This is a genomic window from Bradyrhizobium sp. P5_C12, assembly GCF_054049735.1.
On record NZ_JBFULU010000004.1, the window covers coordinates 251,748 to 268,575 of the forward strand.

At 65.6% G+C, this 16,828-nt stretch carries 20 protein-coding genes; 5 read left to right on the top strand and 15 right to left on the bottom strand.

Features of this window, described 5'->3' with window-relative positions; genetic code table 11:
* The first annotated feature begins 8 nt into the window (after nucleotides 1–8).
* The gene (locus ACXJMY_RS05625; RefSeq protein ID WP_456618311.1) at nucleotides 9–470 is read left to right on the top strand and encodes a DUF488 domain-containing protein; all 462 of its coding nucleotides are present in this window, start codon (nucleotides 9–11) and stop codon (nucleotides 468–470) included.
* A gap of 84 nt (nucleotides 471–554) precedes the next feature.
* On the opposite strand, the gene ACXJMY_RS05630 is transcribed toward ACXJMY_RS05625, so the two are convergent.
* The 9 genes from ACXJMY_RS05630 to ACXJMY_RS05670 all read right to left on the bottom strand — a co-directional run bounded on the left by ACXJMY_RS05630 (nucleotide 555) and on the right by ACXJMY_RS05670 (nucleotide 9,968).
* Nucleotides 555–1,469 carry a PhzF family phenazine biosynthesis protein gene (locus ACXJMY_RS05630; protein WP_456618312.1) on the bottom strand — a complete coding sequence of 305 codons (915 nt, stop codon included), beginning with the start codon at nucleotides 1,467–1,469 and terminating at the stop codon, nucleotides 555–557.
* A gap of 120 nt (nucleotides 1,470–1,589) precedes the next feature.
* Nucleotides 1,590–2,489: an amidohydrolase family protein gene (locus tag ACXJMY_RS05635; protein WP_456618313.1), complete on the bottom strand. Its 900-nt coding sequence runs from the start codon at nucleotides 2,487–2,489 to the stop codon at nucleotides 1,590–1,592.
* A gap of 22 nt (nucleotides 2,490–2,511) precedes the next feature.
* Entirely contained in the window at nucleotides 2,512–3,753 is a 1,242-nt protein-coding gene (locus ACXJMY_RS05640; RefSeq protein ID WP_456618314.1) for an MFS transporter, read from the bottom strand.
* 48 nt (nucleotides 3,754–3,801) lie between these two features.
* Nucleotides 3,802–4,533, bottom strand: a complete 732-nt coding sequence (locus ACXJMY_RS05645) for a GntR family transcriptional regulator (RefSeq protein WP_456618315.1) — start codon at nucleotides 4,531–4,533, stop codon at nucleotides 3,802–3,804.
* A gap of 450 nt (nucleotides 4,534–4,983) precedes the next feature.
* Nucleotides 4,984–6,291: an adenylate/guanylate cyclase domain-containing protein gene (locus ACXJMY_RS05650; protein ID WP_456618351.1), complete on the bottom strand. Its 1,308-nt coding sequence runs from the start codon at nucleotides 6,289–6,291 to the stop codon at nucleotides 4,984–4,986.
* 107 nt (nucleotides 6,292–6,398) lie between these two features.
* A complete protein-coding gene (locus ACXJMY_RS05655) occupies nucleotides 6,399–7,562 on the bottom strand; it encodes an ABC transporter permease (protein WP_456618316.1) in 1,164 nt (387 codons plus the stop codon).
* On the bottom strand, nucleotides 7,559–8,491 hold the full coding sequence (locus ACXJMY_RS05660) for an ABC transporter ATP-binding protein (RefSeq protein ID WP_456618317.1): 933 nt from the start codon (nucleotides 8,489–8,491) through the stop codon (nucleotides 7,559–7,561). The genes ACXJMY_RS05655 and ACXJMY_RS05660 overlap by 4 nt, the downstream gene beginning before the upstream one ends.
* Nucleotides 8,488–9,276 (bottom strand): HlyD family secretion protein, encoded by a 789-nt coding sequence (locus ACXJMY_RS05665; protein ID WP_456618318.1) that lies wholly within the window; start codon nucleotides 9,274–9,276, stop codon nucleotides 8,488–8,490. The genes ACXJMY_RS05660 and ACXJMY_RS05665 overlap by 4 nt, the downstream gene beginning before the upstream one ends.
* On the bottom strand, nucleotides 9,273–9,968 hold the full coding sequence (locus ACXJMY_RS05670) for a TetR/AcrR family transcriptional regulator (protein WP_456618319.1): 696 nt from the start codon (nucleotides 9,966–9,968) through the stop codon (nucleotides 9,273–9,275). Before ACXJMY_RS05670 ends, ACXJMY_RS05665 begins: the two co-directional genes overlap by 4 nt.
* Before the next feature lie 111 nt (nucleotides 9,969–10,079).
* On the opposite strand from ACXJMY_RS05670, the gene ACXJMY_RS05675 reads away from it, so the two are divergent.
* From ACXJMY_RS05675 to ACXJMY_RS05685, 3 genes are read left to right on the top strand one after another with little or no spacing between them, the layout of a single operon-like run.
* A complete protein-coding gene (locus ACXJMY_RS05675; protein WP_456618320.1) occupies nucleotides 10,080–10,415 on the top strand; it encodes an ArsR/SmtB family transcription factor in 336 nt (111 codons plus the stop codon).
* A complete protein-coding gene (locus ACXJMY_RS05680) occupies nucleotides 10,412–10,888 on the top strand; it encodes an SRPBCC family protein (RefSeq protein WP_456618321.1) in 477 nt (158 codons plus the stop codon). Before ACXJMY_RS05675 ends, ACXJMY_RS05680 begins: the two co-directional genes overlap by 4 nt.
* A gap of 12 nt (nucleotides 10,889–10,900) precedes the next feature.
* Entirely contained in the window at nucleotides 10,901–11,314 is a 414-nt protein-coding gene (locus ACXJMY_RS05685; RefSeq protein WP_456618322.1) for a GFA family protein, read from the top strand.
* Between the two features lie 10 nt (nucleotides 11,315–11,324).
* Here the strand turns inward: ACXJMY_RS05685 and adhP are convergent, their stop codons facing one another.
* The 3 genes from adhP to ACXJMY_RS05700 form a co-directional block, all read right to left on the bottom strand.
* On the bottom strand, nucleotides 11,325–12,350 hold the full coding sequence (adhP, locus tag ACXJMY_RS05690; RefSeq protein ID WP_456618323.1) for an alcohol dehydrogenase AdhP: 1,026 nt from the start codon (nucleotides 12,348–12,350) through the stop codon (nucleotides 11,325–11,327).
* A 142-nt stretch (nucleotides 12,351–12,492) separates the two neighbouring features.
* Entirely contained in the window at nucleotides 12,493–12,903 is a 411-nt protein-coding gene (locus tag ACXJMY_RS05695) for a DUF2000 family protein (protein WP_456618324.1), read from the bottom strand.
* A gap of 106 nt (nucleotides 12,904–13,009) precedes the next feature.
* Nucleotides 13,010–13,399 carry a DUF4189 domain-containing protein gene (locus tag ACXJMY_RS05700; protein WP_456618325.1) on the bottom strand — a complete coding sequence of 130 codons (390 nt, stop codon included), beginning with the start codon at nucleotides 13,397–13,399 and terminating at the stop codon, nucleotides 13,010–13,012.
* A 183-nt stretch (nucleotides 13,400–13,582) separates the two neighbouring features.
* Here ACXJMY_RS05700 and ACXJMY_RS05705 point away from each other — a divergent pair, with 183 nt between their 5' ends.
* Complete coding sequence (locus tag ACXJMY_RS05705) at nucleotides 13,583–14,077, top strand: avidin/streptavidin family protein (protein WP_456618326.1); 495 nt, start codon at nucleotides 13,583–13,585, stop codon at nucleotides 14,075–14,077.
* Between the two features lie 115 nt (nucleotides 14,078–14,192).
* Here the strand turns inward: ACXJMY_RS05705 and ACXJMY_RS05710 are convergent, their stop codons facing one another.
* The 3 genes from ACXJMY_RS05710 to ACXJMY_RS05720 are packed head-to-tail and all read right to left on the bottom strand — an operon-like array spanning nucleotide 14,193 to nucleotide 16,821.
* Nucleotides 14,193–15,797 carry an NTP transferase domain-containing protein gene (locus ACXJMY_RS05710; protein WP_456618327.1) on the bottom strand — a complete coding sequence of 535 codons (1,605 nt, stop codon included), beginning with the start codon at nucleotides 15,795–15,797 and terminating at the stop codon, nucleotides 14,193–14,195.
* Nucleotides 15,794–16,495, bottom strand: coding sequence for an XdhC family protein (locus tag ACXJMY_RS05715; RefSeq protein ID WP_456618328.1), 702 nt, complete (start codon nucleotides 16,493–16,495; stop codon nucleotides 15,794–15,796). Before ACXJMY_RS05715 ends, ACXJMY_RS05710 begins: the two co-directional genes overlap by 4 nt.
* A 2-nt stretch (nucleotides 16,496–16,497) precedes the next feature.
* A complete protein-coding gene (locus ACXJMY_RS05720; protein WP_015685128.1) occupies nucleotides 16,498–16,821 on the bottom strand; it encodes an XdhC family protein in 324 nt (107 codons plus the stop codon).
* Nucleotides 16,822–16,828 lie beyond the last annotated feature (7 nt).

Genomic DNA, 16,828 nt, shown 5'->3' on the forward strand with positions numbered 1-16,828 from the left:
GGTCGCTCATGGCAAAGGCGAAGCAGCTCTTCACCATCGGCTATGAGCAGACACCGCCCAAGGCCGTGCTCGACGAATTGGAGCAGGCCGGCGTCAAGCTGGTGGTCGACGTGCGCGCGGTGACCTCGTCGCGCCGGCCGGGCTTCTCCAAGAAGCAGCTCGCCGCCGGCCTGGATGACCGCGGCATCGCCTATGTCCATCTCGCAGCCCTCGGCACACCGAAGGAAGGCCGTCTCGCGGCGCGCAGCGCACAGTTTGACGTACTGGAGAAGATCTATTCAAAGCACCTGAAGACGCCGCAGGCGAGAGAAGAGATGGACGAGCTCTCGGCGCTGGTGAAGAAGGCCGGCCCGGTCTGCCTGCTCTGCTACGAGCGCGACCACACCCATTGTCACCGCCAGATGATCGCGGAGATCATTGAGGAGCGGGATGGCGTGGCGGTGAGGAATTTGGCGGGGCGGCAGGTCTGAACGTCGTTCCGGGGCAGCCCGCGGGGCTGAACCCGGAACCTCGAGATTCCGGGTTCGCGCTCACGCGCGCCCCGGCATGACAACTTAAGCCTCCCCCTCAAGCCGGAACGTCCCCTCCATCATCTTCACACAGTTTCCGCCGACATGGGCGGAGACGATCTTGCCGTCGTGCTTGCGGACGCGTGTCAGCAGCAGGCTCGGCCGGCCCATGTCAAAACCCTGCCCGACCGTGAGTTTCAGTTCGCCGTCACGCGTGGGATCGAGATCGGCGAACAGCGCGGCGGCCGCAACGGTGGCGCTGCCGGTGGCGGGATCTTCGGCGAGACCGCCGGCGCCGCGCATGAACATCCGCGCCTGCCGCCCGCAAGGCGCCTCCGACGCGGGCACATCGCGCGTGTAGAACCACACCGACCGGGCGTCGTCGCGCGGCAATACCCTGGCGAAGGCCGCCGCATCGGGCCTCGCCCGCTTCAGCGCATCGCGCGAATGCAGCTCCGCCACAAGGAACGGCGTCCCGACGCCAACGACTTGCGGCGCGTGGCGATCGGTCCTGATGTCTTCGACAGTCAAGGAGATGCAGGCCGCAACGTCAGCGGCAGAAACCTCCGCCAGTCGCGAGAGCGGCTGCGGCGCGGTGAGTTCGGTGCTGACCACGCTTCCCTGCTCCCGAAAAATGTCGACCGGCACGAGTCCCGCCTTCTCCTCGAACAGGAGCCGCGCCTTCGGCTCCTTCGCGATCGAAGCCAGCACGAAGGCGGTGCCGACATTCGGATGGCCGGCGAAGGGCATCTCCCGGACCGGTGTGAAGATGCGCACCTCCGCGTCATTGGCCTTGTCGCGCGGCGGCAGCACGAAGGTCGTCTCGGAATAGTTGAACTCGGTCGCGATCGCCTGCATCTGCGTGGTTGACAGCCCGCCGGCGTCGAGCACCACGGCGAGCTGGTTGCCGCCGAAGGCGCGGTCGGTGAACACGTCGACGGTGATGTAGCGGCGCTGCATCTTTGCTTCCTCACGCAAGCGGCAGCCGCGATCGGCTGCATCGCCGGCAGTCTACAAGCGGTCGACATCATCCGTCATGCCCCAAAATTCGGAGCATTCGGAGCAATCGCGAACGACGCGTCAGAAGCGGAAGAGCTGATACGGCGATGCCAACACTTGCGCGCGTTCGCCTGGCCCGGCGATCAGCACATCGAGAAACTGCCGATTCTTCGCGTAGCCCTGCGTGGACTCGAACTGGGTGTGCGGCCAGTCGCTGCCCCACAGCAGGCGATCGAGGCCGTAGGCTTCGCGCAACAGCGGATAAGCCTCCTTCGAAAAACTCTCGCCGGCCGCGCCGTTGCGATAGGGCGCCGAGATCTTGACCCAGACGTTTCGCGTCGCGCCGAGCTTCAGCACGGCCTGAAAGCCGGGATCGGCGATGCCAAGCTTGGGATCGGGCAGCGCGTAGTGGTCGAGCACGACGGTCACGCCGTGGTCGAGAAGCTGCGGCGCGAGCACGGCGAGATCGGAGGCGTTGCGCTGGACCTCGACCTGCCAGCCCATGGATTTCACCTGAGCGAGCAGCGTCTTCCATTCGGCCGCGCCGAGATCGGGCAAGGGCTGGCCGACGAGATTGAGGCGGATGCCGACGATCCCGGCGCGGTCGAGCGCGCGCAGTTCGTCCGCGGAGACAGCAGGATCGACGACGGCGATGCCGCGCAGGCGGCCCGCCGCCTGCTTCAGGCACTCGACCAGATAGGCGTTGTCGGCGCCGAGAAAGCTCGGCTGTACCAACACACCATTGGTCATGCCGTTGCGGTCGAGCTGCTCCAGGTAGAGCGACAGCGGCGCGTCGTAGACCGGCGCATAGCGCCGGCCCGGCGCGAGCTTCAGGGCGCGATGGAAGACATGCGCATGGGTGTCGATCGTCGGCAAGGTCGTCTCACTCATCGCGCTGCCCGCGGTCGCGGCGGCCGACATCAGGGATGCGAGGCCCATGCCAAACTGGCGGCGCGTGAGGCCGTGCTGGCCGACTGTCATGGTTGATGCTCCCCATCCGACGTCAGGCGCGCGACGGCGCGGTCTGCTCAAAAACCTTGCCGCGGGTTTCGGGCAGCAGGACCACCGCGATCAGCACCAGCGAATAGGCAAACGCCGCATCGATGCCGATGGCCGGCCCGAGCCCGATATGGTCGCTGAGAAAGCCGACCAGGAACGGGAACGCGGCGGAGACGATGCGGCCGAAATTGTAGCAGAAGCCGACGCCGGTGCCGCGCACGCCCGCCGGATAGAGCTCGCTGAACAGCGCCGCCATGCTCGCGGGGATTCCGGCCGAGAAGAAGCCCAGGGGAAAACCGAGCACCAGCATCTCGCCGTTGGTCAGCGGCGCGAAGATATACACCAGCACGGTGATGATGCAGGCGCTGGCGAAGAAGGCGACATTGGCCCTGCGGCCGATACGGTCGCTGATGATGCCGCTCGCCACGCAGCCACAGAAGAAGGCGACGATGATGACGGCGAGATAGCCGCTGGAGCCCAGCACGGACAAATGCCGCACCTCGCGCAAATAAGTCGGCAAGAAGGTCGTGAGTGCGGCGTAGCCGCCATGCGCGCCAATGCCGAACAGACCACCGATCAGCGTCGAGCGCAGCACGTCGCGATGGAAGATGCCGGAGAGCGTGGCGAAGAACGGCGTCTTCTCGGCTGCGACGGCCCGCGGCGGCTCCTTCAAGCCGCGGCGGATGAAGATGATGAGGAGCGCGGGCAACAGCCCGAGCGCGAACAGCAGCCGCCAGGCGATGTCGGCCGGCGCATAGGTGAAGACCAGCGCCGACAGCAGCACCGCCGCGCCCCAGCCCACTGCCCAGGCGCTCTGCACGGAGCCGAGCGCCTTGCCGCGATGCTCGGGACGGATGATCTCGGCCATCAGCACCGCGCCGCAGGCCCATTCGGCGCCGAAGCCGAGGCCCTGGATCGCCTTGAGCGCCAGAAGCTGGGTGTAGGTCGTCGCAAAGGCGCAGGCGAAGGTCGCCAGCGCAAAGGTCGCGACCGTGATCTGAAGTGCCTTGACGCGGCCGAAGCGGTCGCCGAGTGCGCCGCCGATCCAGCCGCCGAACGCGCCGAAGAACAGCGTGATCGAGCCGAGCAGGCCGGCGTCGGCCTTGCTGATGCCGAACGCCGCGATCAGCGCGGGAATGGCGAGACCGAACATCTGGACGTCGAGCGCATCCAGCGCCCAGCCGCCGAAGCTTGCCCAAAACGTCCGCTTTTCCAGCGGCGAGCATCCGCTGTACCAGTTCGACATTCTTCCTCCCGTAAATTCGTTATTGGTTGGTATCGTTGAAGCCCGCTGTCACCGGATCTCGGCGTGGTAGCGGAAGCGGTCGGCCGGCCCGCGCGAGCGGCGCCATTCGATCGGCCGCCGCTCGAGGTCGAGCGCAAGGCGCTCGATCACGATCAGCGGCGCATGCGCCTCGAGCCGCAGCAGGCGCGCCTGCATTTCGTTGGCCATCTCGACCGTCAGGATTTCCTCGGCCGAGACCACCACCTCGCCGCAGCGCTCCTCGTAGAGTGGATAAAGCAGGTCGCCGAACTCCGCGGTGTCGATGTCGAGGATCGCAGCGAAACGCGATTGCTGGAGCCAGATCTCTTCGGCCAGCAGCGGCACGTCGTCGATCAGGCGCAGACGCGACAGGCTGATGACGGGCTCGCCTGTGGGAATGCGCAGCGCAGACGCAACGGCAGAGGTCGCGGGCACACTCTTGCGCCGGAGGATGCGGCTGTTCGGCACGCGCCGCTCACCGCTCTCGGACTGGAAACGGAAGAAGCGGAACAGCGAGGAATTGAAGCGTGCCCGGCGCACGAAAGTGCCGCGGCCCTGCTGCCGCTCCAAAACGCCGTCGCTGACGAGCTGGTCGATCGCCTTGCGCACGGTGCCGATCGCGACGCCGTAATGCGCGGCGAGCTCGGCCTCAGACGGGATCGATTCGCCCGGCCGCCATTCATTGCGGTTGATCCGCGCGGCGAGGTCGTCGCGCAGGCGCTGGTAGCGTGGCAGGCGGTCATCGAGAGGCGCTGAATTCATATAGTCATATAGATGACTAGATGAAAGCAGAGTCAAGCGCTACTGAAATACCGCAAAGACTGGAGCTGGCGGCACGGAGCGGCGCGAGGCCGGGTTGCAGACTTCGCCAACCCGGCCTCGCCCGCTTCGATCGATCGTCAGTTCGTCGTCTTGGGCATGCAGGGCGGCTCCTTGTAGGGGGCAGAGGCATACGCGCCCTCTGCTGGAGCCCTCACGCAGTCCGCCGTTGCGTGGGATACGGCGCGCCGCGCGGGGGCGACGTCGCGGGCGGCTGCGGCCTGGGTTTGATAGACGGAAGCGGCGATCAGGGCGGCAGAGACAAGAGTCAATCGGGTCATGGATTTTCTCCGCGTGACAAACGGAAGCCGAGAGGTTTCGGCTTCCTGAGTGCAAGAGCGGACATCGCCGCGAGATATTTCATCACACGCCTTCAACGAAACGCGAGCAGCCTCACCCCAGTTGAAACACCGCCACCGGCTGCTCATAGCCGCGCACCTCGACCTCGCCGAGTGCGACGGCGTCGTCGCCGTCCTTGCCCAGCGCCTCGCGCACGGAGGCGGAGATCAACAGCTGCGAGCCGAATTCCTTGTTCAGCGCCTCCAGCCGCGAGGCGAAGTTCACGGTGTCGCCGATCACCGTGTACTCCTTGCGCCGGGGCGAGCCGATATTGCCGGCGACGACCTCGCCGAAATGGATGCCGATGCCGATCTTGAGCGGCCAGCTCGTCTGCGCGTTGATGCGGTCCATCGCGGTCAGCATCTCGCGGCCTGCGGCGGCCGCGCGATGCGCGGCGTCGGCCGCCTCCAGCGGCGCGCCGAACAGCGCGAGAAAGCCGTCGCCGAGGAACTTGTTCACGATGCCGCCGTGGCGGTCGAGGATGTCGACCAGCACCGCGAAGGCGCCGTCGAGGCGGTCGACGACCTCCTGCGGCGTGCGCGACTGCGCGCCGGCGGTGAAACCGCGGAAGTCGACGAACATCACCGCGACGCGACGGACGTCGCCGGCGGCGCTCGTCCCCTCCGCCATAAGCCGCTCCACCACCTGCGGCGAGACATGCTGGCCGAACAGGTTGGTCACCCGGTCGCGCGCGCTGGCCGCCGCGATGCTCGCGGCAAATTGTCGCCGCAGCCGCGCGCCGACGGAGCCAGCGAGCACGCCGCAGATCAGGATGATGGTGCTGCGCACGGCGTGGAAGTAGATCAGGGGTTCGCCGGTGTCGCTGGCCGAATTGTAAAACAGCGCGACGGCCAGGAGTTCGGCTGCGGCCACAAATCCCGTGAAGGTGGACAGCCAGAAATCGAGCCGCAGCGTCGAAAGAATGATGAAGATGAAATAGGCCAGCGGCAACACGAAACCGAGCGCGGGCCCAGCGCCCATGCTGCGAATCTGCAGGATCAGGATGATCGTCGGCAGCGACGTTTCGATTGTTGCGCTGATATAGCGCCTGATCACAGGCACGTCGCGATCGAGCTTGAGGTTTCGCCTGATCTGGCTGTGGACCCAGACCTCGAACAGGATGAAGCCCGCCAAGAGGAGGTATTCGTGGACCAGGCCCTCCGTCCCGCGCCAGACCCGGTTCACGATGGCAGGGTCGATCAGGTAGGTTGCGGTGAGGAACAAGACCATGACGCAGCCCGTGATGATCAGCGCCCTCACCCGCAACAGCTCGGTGCGCAGCACCTCCCGCGTCAGCTCGCGCTCGAAATCCTCTGATAGCGCGGCATGCTGCCGGGTTTTCCTGCTCGCAAAGCTGACCATTTCTCCCCCAGTCATTCCGGGGCACGCAACGCGTGAACCCGGAATCTCGAGATTCCGGGTTCGATGCTAGCGCATCGCCCCGGAACGACATCAGAGGTCAGTCTGCCTCAATCCAGCGTGCGGCGGAAGCGCGTCACGGCGATGGTCATCGCAACCAGCATCAGCGCGGCCAGCGCCAGCGCGTCATAGCGCAAATTCTCCATGGTCGCGCCCTTCAGCATGATGGCGCGGACGATGCGCAAATAATGCGTCAGCGGCAGGCCCTCGCCGACATATTGCGCCCAGGCCGGCATGCCCGCGAAGGGGAACATGAAGCCGGACAGGAGGATACTCGGCAGGAAGAACATCATCGACATCTGCATGGCCTGGAGCTGGTTCTGCACCAAGGTCGAGATCGTGTAGCCGATCGACAGGTTGGTCGTGATGAACAGCGTTGACAGCAGCGCCAGCAGGAACAGATTGCCGAACACGGGCACGCCGAACAGGAATACGCCGATGCTGATAATCAGGAAGGCCTGGACGAACCCGACCAGGACGTAGGGGATGATCTTGCCGAACATCACCTCGACCGGCTTGATCGGCATCGACAACAGGCTCTCCATGGTGCCGCGCTCGACCTCGCGCGTCACCGAGAGCGCGGTGAAGATCAGCATGGTCATGGTGAGGATGGTGCCGACCAGCCCCGGCACGATATTGAGGCTCGAGGCCGCCGCCGGATTGTAGCGGGCATGCGCGCGGATCTCGAACGGCATCTCCGGGGGATCGCCGATGTAGAGGTCGTGCTTGAGCGCGGTCTGCACCACCATGCCGAGCGAGCCGAGCGCCGCGCTTGCAGCGACCGGATCGGTCGCATCGGCCGCGACCAGCAGCGCCGGCTTGTCGCCGCGCCGCACCGCCCGCTCGAAGCCGCGCGGGATCTCGACGCCGAACAGCACCTTGCCGGATTTCAGCAGATTGTCGAAATCGTCGACGTCGTGCACCTCGTAGATGAAGCGGAAATAGGCGGTGTTTTCCAGCGCCTTCAGGATCGAGCGGGCGAGATCCGAGTCCTCCTGGAGCAGCACCGCGCTCGGCAGATTATGCGGCGTGGTGTTGATGGCATAGCCGAACAGCAATAGCTGCATCACGGGCAGCATCACGATCATCGCAAACGACACCCGATCACGCCTGAGCTGGATGAACTCCTTGATCAGCATCGCATAGGAGCGCTTCCAGAAGCCGAAGCGCTCGCGGATGTCGTGTGCGGGGGCCGGATGATCGACGGCGCTCATTGGAAATTGTCCTTGGAGCGGCCCATCAGCTCGATGAAGACGTCTTCGAGCGAGGGATGCGAGCTCTGCCAGTGCAGGCCGCTCTTCTCGCGCCACGGCGCGATGCTGGCTTCGAGCGCGGCAACGTCGCGGCCCGAGACGTGCAGCGAGGTGCCGAACGGCGCCACCATGTCTACGCCGGGCTTGCCGGTGAGCTCGGCGGTGAGCCCGTTCAGATCCTCGCCCGTCACGGTGTAGGTCGTCAGCGCGGATTTCGCGATCACCTCCTCCACCGTGCCGTGCGCCAGCAAATGGCCGTAGGCGATATAGGCGATCTCGTGGCAGCGCTCGGCCTCGTCCATGTAGTGGGTGGACACCAGCACGGTGAGACCGTCGGCGGCGAGCGCGTGAATCTCGTTCCAGAAATCGCGCCGTGCCTTGGGGTCGACGCCGGCGGTCGGTTCGTCCAGCAGCAGCAATTGCGGATTGGGCAGCGTGCAGGCACCTAACGCCAGCCGCTGCTTCCAGCCGCCGGAGAGCTCGCCCGCGAGCTGCTCCTCGCGCCCCGAAAGCCCGAGCCGCTTGATCATCTCGCGCGCGGCGCCGCGTGGATCGCGCAGGCCGTAGAGCCGCGCCACGAATTCGAGATTCTCGCGCACCGACAGGTCCTGGTAGAGACTGAAGCGCTGCGTCATGTAGCCGACCTGGCGCTTGATCTTTTCGGCATCGCGCAAAATGTCGTAGCCGAGACAGGTGCCCTCGCCGCTGTCGGGCGTGAGCAGGCCGCACAGGATGCGGATGGTCGTGGTCTTGCCCGAGCCGTTCGGACCGAGGAAGCCGTAGATCGAGCCGCGCTTCACCTGCATCGACAGATCGTGCACGACCTCGCGGCCGCCGAACGATTTCGTCAGGCCCTTGACGTCGATCGCGATGCCGTTGCCGCCGCTCATCGCTTGTCCGCCACCGGAGTCTTGGGGTTCAGATAGACGTTGATCGGCTGTCCGACGCGCAGCGCGTCCGGCCGCGAGGGCCGCGCCTGGATCAGGTAGACGAGCTTGTTGCGCTCGTCGAGGCTGTAGATCACCGGCGGGGTGTATTCGGCCGAGGTCGCGATGAAGTAGATCTTGGCGGTGAGATCGGCGGCGCAATTGTCGCAGACGACGCGCACGGTGTCGCCGATCGAAAGTTTCGGCAGCTCGGCCTCCGGCACGAAGAAGCGCAGCTTCATGTTGCCGGGCGGCATGATCGAGAGCACCGGCCGCTGCGCCGCCACCATCTCGCCCTCGCGGAAATAGATCTGCTGGATGGTGCCGGCGACCGGCGCAAAACCTTTTCGCCGCGCCATCCGCGTCTCCGACGTTGCCACCCGCGCTTCCGCCACGCGCAAGGCGGACACGGCGGAATCGAGATTGGCCTGCGTGCCCGAACCGGTCTTGTTGAGCGAGGCCGCGCGGTCATAGGTCTGCTGCGCGTTGGCCAGCGTCGCCTTGTTCTGGTTGAGATCGGCAAGCTGGAGATCGTCGTCGACGGAATAGAGGGCATCGCCGACCTTGACCTCGTCGCCCTCGCGGATGTTCAGCTTCGTCACCCGGCCAGCCTCATCCGGGCTGACGAAGATCATGTCGGCCTCGACCCAGCCCTGGAAGCCGGGATCGCGCTTCTCGTTGCAGGCAGCAAGCCCGATTGCGAGCGCGGCGGCCAATGCCAATCTGAAAATTGCTTGCGACGACCTCATGTCGTGCTCCGTTCGCCAAAAATCAAATCGAGATGGACGCGCAGCATCTCCTGCGCGTCGAGCGGCGCATGCCGTGCAAACAGGCTCTGCCAGATCACCGCGATCATCGCCGGCGCGACCAGGATCTGCGGATAGCGCGCGAGGTTCTTCTCGCGGATCTCGCCGCGGGCGATGCCGAGCTCGATCAGCGCGCGCATGCTGGCGATCCCGCGCGAGACGACCTCGCGGTAATAGAAATCGGCCACGGACGGAAAGCGCGGCCCCTCAGCCACGATCAGGCGCACGAGATCGCCGCGCCGGGTGCCGATGACCTGTTTCAGGAAGTTGCTGGCAAACGCCTCGACGAGGTCGCGCACCGAGCCCGTCGGCGGCGGCAGCGCAGTCAGCTGCGCCACCACCGGCACGATCACGATGCGCACCAGCTCCTCGAACATCGACTCCTTGTCCTTGAAGTGCAGATAGATCGTGCCCTTGGCGACGCCTGCGCGCTTGGCGATGTCGTCGAGGCGCGTCGCGGCAAAGCCGCGGGCGATGAACTCCTCCATCGCCGCCTCCACGATCGCCGCACGCCGCTCCGCCGCGCGCGTGGCACGGTTGGAGGCTGGTGCTGCGCTCCCTTCCCCGGCTTCCGGCACGTGGCTCGCTGCTCGAACTGCGGATCCAGGGGCGGCGCTGGTGGGCTTCTTTGTCATTTCTCATTTATGACTGACTAGTCAGTCATAGTCAACCGGAGAATTGGTCGAAGGGTCGAGCACCAACACATTAGCGTTGACTAATTCATTAGCTTCAGCTAATAGATTTGCATGATCGAAGCCGCCCAAAACTCCGTCACCGCCGTGATGCGCGCCCTTGCCGATCCGACCCGCCGCGCCGTGTTCGAGCGTGTGTTCGAGAGCAGGGAGATCAGCGTCGCCGAACTGACGCGCGGCTCGGGCGTGACCCAGGGCGCGATCTCGCAGCACCTGAAATCGTTGAAGCAGGCGGGCCTCGTTGCCGAGCGCGCCGAGGGCCGCAACGTCTACTACCGCGCCGCGCCGCAAGGCCTCGAGCCGCTGGTGACCTGGATGGATCATTACGGCGTCTTCTGGCGCGAGCGCTTCCAGAACCTGCGTGACCTCTTGAAGGAGATCGATCCGTGAGTGCTGCCGAGTTGAAAGCTGAAACCCAAGACAACATCCGGGACATCGTCATCGACGAGGTGCTCCCTCACGCGCCGGAGACGATCTGGAAAGCGCTGACCAGCGCCCAGCTGATCGCGCGCTGGCTGATGCCGCCGACCGGTTTCGAAGCCGTCGAAGGCAACGCCTTCACGTTCCAGACCACCCCGGGCGGCTCCTGGGACGGCGTGATCCATTGCCGCGTTCTGGAGGTCGTGCCGAACCGGCGCCTCGTCTACGCCTGGAAGGGTGGCGACGCGCGCAACACCGGCTACGGCGCGCCGCTCGACACCGTCGTGACGTGGGCCCTCTCCCCGGTCGAAGCCGGCACGCGGATCCGCCTGGTTCATGCCGGCTTCGTCCTGCCCAGGAACGAGTCGGCCTACACGGGCATGAGCGGCGGCTGGAAGAAAGTCGTGCGGCAGCTCGACAGCATCAGCAGCGAAGAAAAGTAAGGAGTTATCGCGATGACCAAGCCCTTTACCGGCGGCTGCGCCTGCGGCGCGATCCGCTATTCGATCACCAGTGAGCCCCTGTTCAGCAATCACTGCCAGTGCCGGGACTGCCAGCGGGAAAGCGGCAGCGGCCATGGCTCGTACATGACCTTTGCACGCGCCGGCGTCACCGTGACGGGCGAGGCAAAACACTGGGACATGGTCGGCGACAGCGGCAACGTGAAGACCCGCGGCTTCTGCGCGCAGTGCGGCTTGCCGGTTTACCTGACCTTCGCGGCCATGCCCGACATCTTCACCATCCGCGCCGCGAGCCTCGACGAGCCCGCCCGCTACAAGCCGCAAGTCGTCACCTACGCCGCGCGCGGACATGAATGGGATCGCCTCGATCCGAGCTTGCCGAAATTCGCGGGCATGCCGCCGGGGTAAGGCGAAGGCGTTAGCCAAAATCGAGCACCATGCGGCCGTCGATCTTGCCGGCCTTCATCCGCTCGAAGACGTCGTTGATTTGCGCCAGCGGCACCTTGGTCACCTCGGCCTTGACCTTGCCGTCGGCGGCGAAAGCGATGGCCTCGTCGAGATCGCGGCGGGTGCCAACGATGGAGCCGCGCACGGTGATGCGCTTGAGCACGACGTCGAAGATCGGCGTCGGGAATTCACCCGGCGGCAGACCGACGAGGCTGACGGTGCCCTTCCGCCGCACCATCTTCAGCGCCTGGGCAAAGGCAGCGGTCGAGACCGCCGTCACCAGCACGCCGTGCGCCCCTCCCCCGGTGGCTGCCAGGACCTTGTCCACGGCATCGGCTGCAAGCGCGTTGACGGCGAGATCGGCGCCGGTCTCGCGGGCGAGCGCAAGCTTGTCCTCGGCGATGTCGACGGCGGCGACCTTGAACCCCATCGCCTTGGCATACTGGATCGCGACATGGCCGAGCCCGCCGACGCCGGAGATCGCGACCCACTCGCCGGGCCGCGCCTCGGTCTCCTTCAGGCCCTTGTAGGTGGTGACGCCGGCGCACAGGATCGGCGCAACGGCGGCAAAATCGACCGTCGCCGGCAGTTTTGCGGCGAAGGCGGCCGAGGCGATGACGTATTCGGCGAAGCCGCCGTTGACGCTGTAGCCGGTGTTGTGCTGGTGCTCGCACAGCGTCTCCCAGCCGGTCTCGCAATATTCGCAAGATAGACACGCATCGTGCAGCCAGGCGACGCCGACGGCATCGCCGACCTTCAGATTCTTCACACCTAGCCCGAGCGCGGCAACGATGCCGGCAACCTCATGGCCGGGAATGAAGGGCGGAACCGGCTTCACCGGCCAGTCGCCGGAGGCGGCGTGCAGATCGGTGTGGCAGACGCCGCAGGCTTTGACCTTGACCAGGACCTCGCCGGGACCGGGCTGCGGCACCGGAACATCCTCGATCACCAACGGCTTGCCGAATTGCTTGACGATTGCGGCTTTCATGGTCGGCATGGGTCTGCTCCTTTGCATTGCAAGGGCAGACTAGCGACACCCGCACGGCTCTCATTGATTGGAGTCAAAGAGTCCAATGTTTGCGCAGGGGATGCATCACGACAGCGAGATGACAGCAGCTCCGCCGCAACCGGCGCCGAGCTCAGCCATGAAACTTCAAACCATCGATAATTTTATCGATCACCTTGCGCTCGGCGCGCATCGCGATGCCGACGAGATTGAGATCGGCACGCGCCACCGCCCTCACCGCCTCGCGATTGGCGGCATCATGCGTGGTCTTGAACATGTCCTCGGTATAGACCGCCGGCTTGACGTTGCGCGTGAGCGCCCGGTCAAGCGCGCGCGACAGCGCCGGACCGTCGGCGCCGTAGATCAGGATCGGCTGGCCGATCAGCGCGTGATATCTTGTCCCCGAGCCGTCCTCGTAGGGCTCACCGATGCACTCGGGAAACGCAGCCGCGATGCCGCTGGTGAGGAAGGCCGCGACATTGAGCTTCTGCCAGGCCTGAAGATCGCTGCGGATCACGACGGCGATCTTGGTGTCGAATTGCATCTTTTCTTTCCGCCGTCATTCCGGGGCGGTCCAAAGGACCGAACCCGGAATCTCGAGATTCCGGGCTCGATGCTACGCATCGCCCCGGAATGACAGCAAGAGAAATTCAACCCTTCGCGTCGCAAGCCCAGGCGCGGATCACGCATTCCTTGCCGCCGTATTTGTAGCATTCGCGGGTGGCGGCATTGAGCGTGGCCGAGATCTTCGGCTTCACGGCATAACCATAGGCGCCGCACGGGTTGGAGAGATCGACCGACATTGCCGCGCAGGCGCGCTTCATCGTGACGGTCGTGCAATCGCCCTTGCACTGCTTCTGTGCCACGCTGCGCGCCTCGTGCTCGGCGACATAATCATAGGCCTGGCCATAGGCGCCGCACTTGCCGACCGCGAAGGCACCGGCCGCATGCGCATCCGTGATGTGGCGAGCGCCGGCGACGCAAACCGACAGCGCAAAGAAAAACATCGCGCAACGGCGCGCGACGACGTTCGAAGCCATGGAATCCCCTCCCCCCAAGGCAGGTGGAGGCGACTGTAAGCGCGGCTCGTTTCCACTTGGTGAACGAGTGGTTGAAAAGCGGTGCCGGGACGAACAGAAGAAATATACATCTTATGGTTGTATTTTTCAATCGCTTCATTTAAAGTCGTCGAAGCTCCAAGCAGAGAGCCGGAGGAGGCGACCATGCGTCCAATCAATACAATGCTGTTGGGAACGATTGCGTCGGCGTGTCTGATCGGACTTCCGCCGGCGCGTGCGCAGTCGGTGAACTGGACCTGGACCAACCAGTACGGCTCGACCCTGGCCATTACCAACTTCAACTCGAACACCGGCGCGATCACGGGGACCTACACCAACAACGCCGCGAACAGCTGCGATGAGGGCAAGCCGCAAGGTGCCACGGGCTGGCTGGCCTATGGCAACACCGGCACCGCGATCAGCTTCTCGGTGAATTTCCTCGGCTGCGGCTCGACCACCGTCTGGACCGGGCAATTGAACAATGCGACGGGATTCCAGGGATTGTGGTATCTGTCCCTCGGCGAAGCGGTCGCGTGGAACGGCATCAGCGCGGGCGCCGACACATTCACGTTCAGCAGCGGCGACAAGGCCCTCCTGACCAAGAGCGGCGTCGAGCTGAAGGCTGCCGGCAGCGAGAAGCTCTCGAACACCAAGAAGTAGGCGAGTGATGGACGTCGCTGCGTAGGGTGGGCAAAGGCGCGAAGCGCCGTGCCCACCATCTACATCTCAATCTGGGATTGGTGGGCACGCTTCGCTTTGCCCACCCTACGCAGCGTCATCCCCGTCGCGCCGCTTCCAGCGCCTGCGGCGTGTCGATGTCGAGGAAGGCGCCCTCGCCGTCGACCGGCACTTCGGCGACCGCTTCCGTATGCCTGGCGATGAGGTGGCGCGCGCCGACATCGCCGTCGAGCGTCATCAATTCCTTGAAGAAGCGGCGCGACCACAACACGGGATTGCCGCGGCGGCCTTCGCTGACGGGCACGACGATGAGATTGCCGCGGTCCGGGGCGAAACCATCGATGAGACGGTCGATCAGGCCGGCATCGATCAGCGGCATGTCGCCCAAGCAAACCACGGCGCCATCGCAACCATCAGGCACCGCCGCGATGCCGGCCTTGACCGAGCTTGCGATACCGCCGGCGAAATCCGGATTGCGGACGAATCTGACCTTGAGGCCGCTCAGCGCCTGCTCGACCAGCTCGGTCTGATGACCGGTGACGACGATCACCTCGGATGCCTTGGAGGCCAGCGCCTGCTCGGTCGCGATCAGCACCAGCTTCTTGCCGTCGAGCTCGGCCAGAAGCTTGTTCGGCCCGCCCATCCGGGTCGAGCGTCCCGCCGCAAGCACGATGGCCGCGACATGGCTGTTGCCCTCGATCTCCGGCTCGGCGCGCGGCTGCGGCCGCGTCACGATCTCCATCAGCAGCCCGCCGACGCCCATGCCCATCAGCTCGGACCGCGTCACTTTGATGCCGGCCAACAGCCGCATCAGCACCCAGTCAAACCCGTTCTCGACCGGCGAGCGGGCGCAGCCCGGCGCGCCCAGCACCGGCACGCCGCCGGCGCGCGCAATCAGCAGCAGATTGCCGGGATCGACCGGCATGCCGAAATGCTCGATCTCGCCGCCGATCTCGGTAACCGCCGCCGGAATCACGTCGCGGCGGTCGGCGATCGCCGACGCCCCGAATACGATCACGAGCTCGGCGCCAAGGGCGAGCAGCTCCTTGATCGCAGCCGACAGCGCCGGCTCCTCGTGCTGGACCCGGCGCTCGGCGATGATGCTGGCGCCGGCCGGCGCGAGCCGCTCGGCGGTGACGCGCAGCGTCTTGTCGATCACCTTGGAGGACAGGCCCGGCAGCAGCGTCGAGACCACGCCGACGCGCTTGATCACGTAGGGGGCGATCTTCAGCACGTCCTTGCCGGCCGCCTTCACCGCGGCATCGCGCAAGGTCCCTTCGACGCCGAACGGAATGATCTTGACGGTGCCGACCATCTCGCCCTCGACCACCGGCTTGTAGGCGGAGAGCGTGGCAAAGGTGATGGCTTCGTCGACGTTGTTGACGCGGTCGACCGCAGCGCGGTCGATCACCAGCACGCCCGGGCGCGCGGCGAACAGATTGGCGCGGCCGGTGAAGGCGCGCTCGACATGGATGCCCTCGCCGCCGATGGCCAGCGCGATGCTGGCGGCGGCGACATCCTCGGAAACGTCGCCCTCCTCCATCCGCACCACGACGACGTCCTTGATGCCGGCGCGCGTCAGGGCCTCGACCTCTGCCGCGCCGATCGTCGTACCTTTCTTCAGCACCAGCGATCCCTGACGCAGGGTGTGGACGGTCACCCCGCCGATCGCATCCCTGGGGCTCGCCGGGCCGAATTTCATGCCGCTTCTTCTTTTTCTTTGGGTGGTAGCCTGAGCACCGCCGTGATCTCGGCCATGATCGACACCGCGATCTCGGACGGCGAGACCGCGCCGATGGCAAGCCCGATCGGCGCGTGGATGCGCGCGATGTCGCTGTCCTTGGCGCCCTGCGCGCGCAGCCGGTCGCCGCGCTTGGCATGCGTCTTCCTCGAGCCGAGCGCACCGATATAGAAGCAGTCGCGCTCGAAGGCGTGCAGCAGCGCCGGATCGTCGATCTTCGGATCGTGCGTCACCGCGACGAACGCCGTGTAGTGATCGACATTGAGCGGCGGCAGCGCGGTGTCGGGCCATTCGGCGACCAAGGGAACGTCGGGGAAGCGCTCGGGGCTCGCAAAGGCCGTGCGCGGATCGACGACGGTGACATCGTAGCCGAGCGAGCGCGCCAGCGGCGCCAGCGCCTGGCTGATATGGACCGCGCCGACGATGACGAGCTTTGCGGTCGGCGCGTAGACGTTGAGGAACAGCTTCTTGCCGCCGACCTCGACATTGGCGCTCTTGCCCATGCGAAGCTGCTTCTCCAGCTCGGCGCCGAGCGGATCCCTGGCAAAATCCCTGGCCTTCACCAGCCGTTGCTCGCCGCTCTCGGTGTCGGTGACCAGAATGACCGGCCGCCGCGCGGCGCGCTCGGCGTTGAGTTCGTGCAGGATCTCGAGCTTCACGGCTAGCCGACCTTCTCGACGAAGACGCGGATGGTGCCGCCGCAGGACAGCCCGACATTCCAGGCGGTCTCGTCGGCGACGCCGAATTCCAGCATCCTCGGCTTGCCGCTCTGGATCACATCCATGGCCTCGGTGACCACGGCGCCCTCGACGCAGCCGCCGGAGACGGAGCCCAGGAACGTCCCGTCGTCATTGATGACCAGGCTCGAACCCGCGGGCCGCGGGGCCGAGCCCCAGGTCTCCACCACGGTGGCCAGCGCGACGCCATGGCCGGCCTTCTGCCAGTCCTCCGCCGCCTTCAGAATATCCTCGTCGCGATCGAGCATGGGTGGC

Excerpts from the sequence above, each read along its gene's own strand:
- adhP (WP_456618323.1), bottom strand. The coding sequence starts at position 12,350 with ATGCCGACCATGAAAGCCGCAATCGTCAAGCAATTCGGCAAGCCGTTG.
- ACXJMY_RS05650 (WP_456618351.1), bottom strand. The coding sequence starts at position 6,291 with ATGGTCAGCTTTGCGAGCAGGAAAACCCGGCAGCATGCCGCGCTATCA.
- ACXJMY_RS05700 (WP_456618325.1), bottom strand. The coding sequence starts at position 13,399 with ATGGCTTCGAACGTCGTCGCGCGCCGTTGCGCGATGTTTTTCTTTGCG.
- ACXJMY_RS05630 (WP_456618312.1), bottom strand. The coding sequence starts at position 1,469 with ATGCAGCGCCGCTACATCACCGTCGACGTGTTCACCGACCGCGCCTTC.
- ACXJMY_RS05705 (WP_456618326.1), top strand. The coding sequence starts at position 13,583 with ATGCGTCCAATCAATACAATGCTGTTGGGAACGATTGCGTCGGCGTGT.
- ACXJMY_RS05665 (WP_456618318.1), bottom strand. The coding sequence starts at position 9,276 with ATGAGGTCGTCGCAAGCAATTTTCAGATTGGCATTGGCCGCCGCGCTC.
- ACXJMY_RS05645 (WP_456618315.1), bottom strand. The coding sequence starts at position 4,533 with ATGAATTCAGCGCCTCTCGATGACCGCCTGCCACGCTACCAGCGCCTG.
- ACXJMY_RS05695 (WP_456618324.1), bottom strand. The coding sequence starts at position 12,903 with ATGCAATTCGACACCAAGATCGCCGTCGTGATCCGCAGCGATCTTCAG.
- ACXJMY_RS05660 (WP_456618317.1), bottom strand. The coding sequence starts at position 8,491 with ATGAGCGGCGGCAACGGCATCGCGATCGACGTCAAGGGCCTGACGAAA.
- ACXJMY_RS05625 (WP_456618311.1), top strand. The coding sequence starts at position 9 with ATGGCAAAGGCGAAGCAGCTCTTCACCATCGGCTATGAGCAGACACCG.
- ACXJMY_RS05655 (WP_456618316.1), bottom strand. The coding sequence starts at position 7,562 with ATGAGCGCCGTCGATCATCCGGCCCCCGCACACGACATCCGCGAGCGC.
- ACXJMY_RS05640 (WP_456618314.1), bottom strand. The coding sequence starts at position 3,753 with ATGTCGAACTGGTACAGCGGATGCTCGCCGCTGGAAAAGCGGACGTTT.
- ACXJMY_RS05670 (WP_456618319.1), bottom strand. The coding sequence starts at position 9,968 with ATGACAAAGAAGCCCACCAGCGCCGCCCCTGGATCCGCAGTTCGAGCA.
- ACXJMY_RS05685 (WP_456618322.1), top strand. The coding sequence starts at position 10,901 with ATGACCAAGCCCTTTACCGGCGGCTGCGCCTGCGGCGCGATCCGCTAT.
- ACXJMY_RS05675 (WP_456618320.1), top strand. The coding sequence starts at position 10,080 with ATGATCGAAGCCGCCCAAAACTCCGTCACCGCCGTGATGCGCGCCCTT.
- ACXJMY_RS05635 (WP_456618313.1), bottom strand. The coding sequence starts at position 2,489 with ATGACAGTCGGCCAGCACGGCCTCACGCGCCGCCAGTTTGGCATGGGC.
- ACXJMY_RS05720 (WP_015685128.1), bottom strand. The coding sequence starts at position 16,821 with ATGCTCGATCGCGACGAGGATATTCTGAAGGCGGCGGAGGACTGGCAG.
- ACXJMY_RS05710 (WP_456618327.1), bottom strand. The coding sequence starts at position 15,797 with ATGAAATTCGGCCCGGCGAGCCCCAGGGATGCGATCGGCGGGGTGACC.